This is a genomic window from Mesorhizobium sp. M1406 (assembly GCF_040317555.1).
In the GTDB taxonomy this organism is placed as follows: domain Bacteria; phylum Pseudomonadota; class Alphaproteobacteria; order Rhizobiales; family Rhizobiaceae; genus Mesorhizobium.
Genome location: NZ_JAMYKW010000143.1, coordinates 1 through 3,048 on the forward strand (window position 1 = coordinate 1; position 3,048 = coordinate 3,048).

General features: G+C 63.8%; 3 protein-coding genes and 1 pseudogene. All 4 read right to left on the reverse strand.

Annotated elements, in window-relative coordinates; translation table 11 throughout:
* Positions 1–134: pseudogene (locus NKH03_RS34525) on the reverse strand (thiazole synthase); the annotation flags it as partial.
* Positions 135–137: 3 nt separating this feature from the next.
* On the reverse strand, positions 138–335 hold the full coding sequence (gene thiS, locus NKH03_RS34530; RefSeq protein WP_352973298.1) for a sulfur carrier protein ThiS: 198 nt from the start codon (positions 333–335) through the stop codon (positions 138–140).
* The gene (gene thiO / locus NKH03_RS34535) at positions 304–1,305 is read right to left on the reverse strand and encodes a glycine oxidase ThiO (RefSeq protein ID WP_352553683.1); all 1,002 of its coding nucleotides are present in this window, start codon (positions 1,303–1,305) and stop codon (positions 304–306) included. The genes thiS and thiO overlap by 32 nt, the downstream gene beginning before the upstream one ends.
* On the reverse strand, positions 1,302–3,048 hold a 1,747-nt coding region (gene thiC, locus NKH03_RS34540; RefSeq protein ID WP_352973300.1), incomplete at its 5' end, for a phosphomethylpyrimidine synthase ThiC. The genes thiO and thiC, both read right to left, overlap by 4 nt.

Below are 3,048 nucleotides of genomic sequence, written 5' to 3' on the forward strand. Positions count from 1 at the left end.
TCACGGCGCAACGAGACGGTCACCACCGCCGTGCCCGATGCCCTGACTGCATAGGCAAGGATGGCCGGCGAAGGATATTGAGCCGTGCCAAGAAGCAGGCGCGACGGAAGCTCGGCTCCATAAAGCTCGATCATGGCCTAGCCGCCCTGCATGGGCGAGAGGATTTCAATCCGGTCGCCGTCGTTCAACTGGAATTCCGCCCGGTTGGATTTGTGCACGAGGTCGTTGTTGACGGCGGTCGCGAGCCAATCGGCCTCATAGTCAAGCGCGGCAAGCAGCGCCTCCAGCGTTGTGGCGGCAACTTCATGCGCTTCGCCGTTGACCATCAGTTTCATGAGCAAGCTCCTTGGTTCTGTCTTGACTGAAAACCAGGTCGGCAGCCTGGCGCGCCATGGCGGGAGCCAGGAGAAAACCGTGACGATAGAGCCCGTTGATCGCGATGATTTCACCGTTCGTTTCGACGCGCGGCAAATTGTCGGGAAAGGCTGGGCGGACGCCGACACCGGTTTCAACGATCTCGGCCTCCCCAAAGGCCGGGTGGAGGGCATAGGCGGTACCCAGCAGCTCCATCATGGAGCGCGCCGTGACCGGTCCGCCGGACTGGCTTTCAATCATCGTCGCACCAATCATGAAACGGTGGTCGGTGCGCGGCACTGCGTACAGTGGAAAGCGCGGATGCAGCAGCCTGACAGGGCGCGACAGCGAGATATCAGGGGTACGCAGGGTGAGCATTTCGCCGCGAACGCCGCGCAGCCAGTCATTTTGTGCCGCCATTCCCGTACAGTCGATCTGACGATCGAAACCAAAAACATGCTGGGCGTCGGCGCCGAAGTGGAATTCAACACCCGTGGCCGCGAGCTTGTCATGAAGTGCTGCCATCGCCTGGCGCGGATCAAGATGGCCCTCAGCGGGGAAGAGCAATCCGCGGCGGAAGCGGCCGGCTAAGTCGGGCTCCAGCAAGGCAATTTCATCTTCCTCGACGCGCCGATAGCCCGTCGTGCGGCTGGCGAACCGGTCGAGCTCGCCCGCATCGCGCGGCGCGGCCAAGACCAGCGTTCCCCGTCGTGCTACCAAGCCGGGCGTTGCGGCGTCCCACCAGTCGGCGGCGTCACGTCCGAGATCCAGCACCGGCTGCTCGGCGCTTTCACGCTCGCACCACGGCGCCAACATGCCACCGGCGAACCACGACGCATTGCCCCCAAGGGCAGGCCTTGTCTCGGCAACGGTAACCGCCGCGCCGCGTGCGGCGAACTCGAAGGCGGCGGTGAGGCCGGCAATGCCGGCCCCTTTGACCAAGACCTTCATGATGGCTCACGTGGCTGAGGTATGAGCGGTGCGCCGGTCTCGTCCGCCGGCAGGTAGAGATCACCGCCCTCGCGGTATTTCGCCGCCATCGCCGCCATGCCCTCTTTCTGTGCCTCGGCGCGGATGTCGTGGGAGATACGCATCGAGCAGAATTTCGGTCCGCACATCGAGCAGAAATGCGCCAGCTTGTGCGCCTCCTTGGGCAAGGTCTGGTCGTGGAAGGACCGCGCGGTTTCGGGATCGAGCGACAGATTGAACTGGTCCTCCCAGCGGAACTCGAAGCGCGCGCGGGAAAGCGCATCATCCCTGACTTTCGCTGCCAGATGGCCCTTCGCCAGGTCGGCGGCGTGGGCGGCTATCTTGTAGGTGATCACGCCGATCTTGACGTCGTTGCGATCGGGAAGGCCGAGATGCTCCTTGGGCGTGACGTAGCAGAGCATGGCGGTGCCGAACCAGCCGATCATGGCGGCGCCGATGCCTGAGGTGATGTGGTCGTAGCCCGGCGCGATGTCGGTCGTCAGCGGTCCGAGCGTATAGAACGGCGCCTCGCCGCAGACGGCGAGTTGCTTGTCCATGTTCGCCTTGATTTTGTGCATCGGCACGTGGCCAGGCCCCTCGATCATCACCTGGCAATCCTTCGCCCAGGCGATCTGCGTCAGCTCGCCAAGCGTTTCCAGCTCGGCGAACTGCGCCGCGTCATTGGCATCGGCGATCGAGCCGGGACGAAGGCCGTCGCCGAGCGAGAAGGAGACGTCATAAGCGCGGCAGATGTCGCAGATCTCCGCGAAGTGCTCGTAGAGGAAGCTTTCCCGGTGATGGTGCAGGCACCATTTGGCCATGATCGAGCCGCCGCGCGAGACGATACCCGTCACCCGGTCGACGGTCAGCGGGATGTAATGCAGCCGCACGCCGGCGTGGATGGTGAAATAGTCGACGCCTTGCTCGGCCTGTTCGATCAGCGTGTCGCGGTACACCTCCCAGGTCAGATCCTCGGCAATGCCGCCAACCTTCTCGAGCGCCTGGTAGAGCGGCACCGTGCCGATCGGCACCGGTGAGTTGCGGACGATCCATTCGCGGATGTTGTGGATGTTGCGGCCGGTCGACAGGTCCATCACCGTATCGGCGCCCCAGCGGATCGCCCACACCATCTTTTCGACCTCTTCCGCCATCGACGATGTGACGGCGGAGTTACCGATATTGGCGTTGATCTTCACAAGGAAATTGCGGCCGATGATCATCGGCTCGCTCTCGGGATGGTTGATGTTGGCGGGAATGATCGCCCGTCCGCGTGCCACCTCGTCACGGACGAATTCGGGCGTGACGAAATCGGGCAGCGTCGCGCCGAAGGCCTCGCCGTCGCGCTCAAGCTTGCCGCGCAGGATCTCGCGACCAAGGTTCTCGCGGATGGCGACGAACTCCATTTCGGGTGTGATGATGCCGGCGCGCGCATAGGCAAGCTGCGTCACCGCCTTGCCTGCTTTGGCTCTGAGCGGTCGGTGGCGGATGGGAAATTCTGGCGTCAGGCGTTCGCCCGTCGCGAATCCGTTGTCCTCCGGCCGGACATGGCGGCCGTCACAGCCCTCGACATCGCCGCGCGCCAAGATCCATTCGTGGCGAAGCCGGGCCAGGCCTTTTTCGATGATGGTTTCGACAGCCGGATCGGTATAGGGGCCCGACGGATCGTAGACGGTAACGGGCGGCTCGCCGGCCGTCGGATGGACGGAGATTTCGCGCATCGGCACC

Excerpts from the sequence above, each read along its gene's own strand:
- thiS (WP_352973298.1), bottom strand. The coding sequence starts at position 335 with ATGAAACTGATGGTCAACGGCGAAGCGCATGAAGTTGCCGCCACAACG.
- thiO (WP_352553683.1), bottom strand. The coding sequence starts at position 1,305 with ATGAAGGTCTTGGTCAAAGGGGCCGGCATTGCCGGCCTCACCGCCGCC.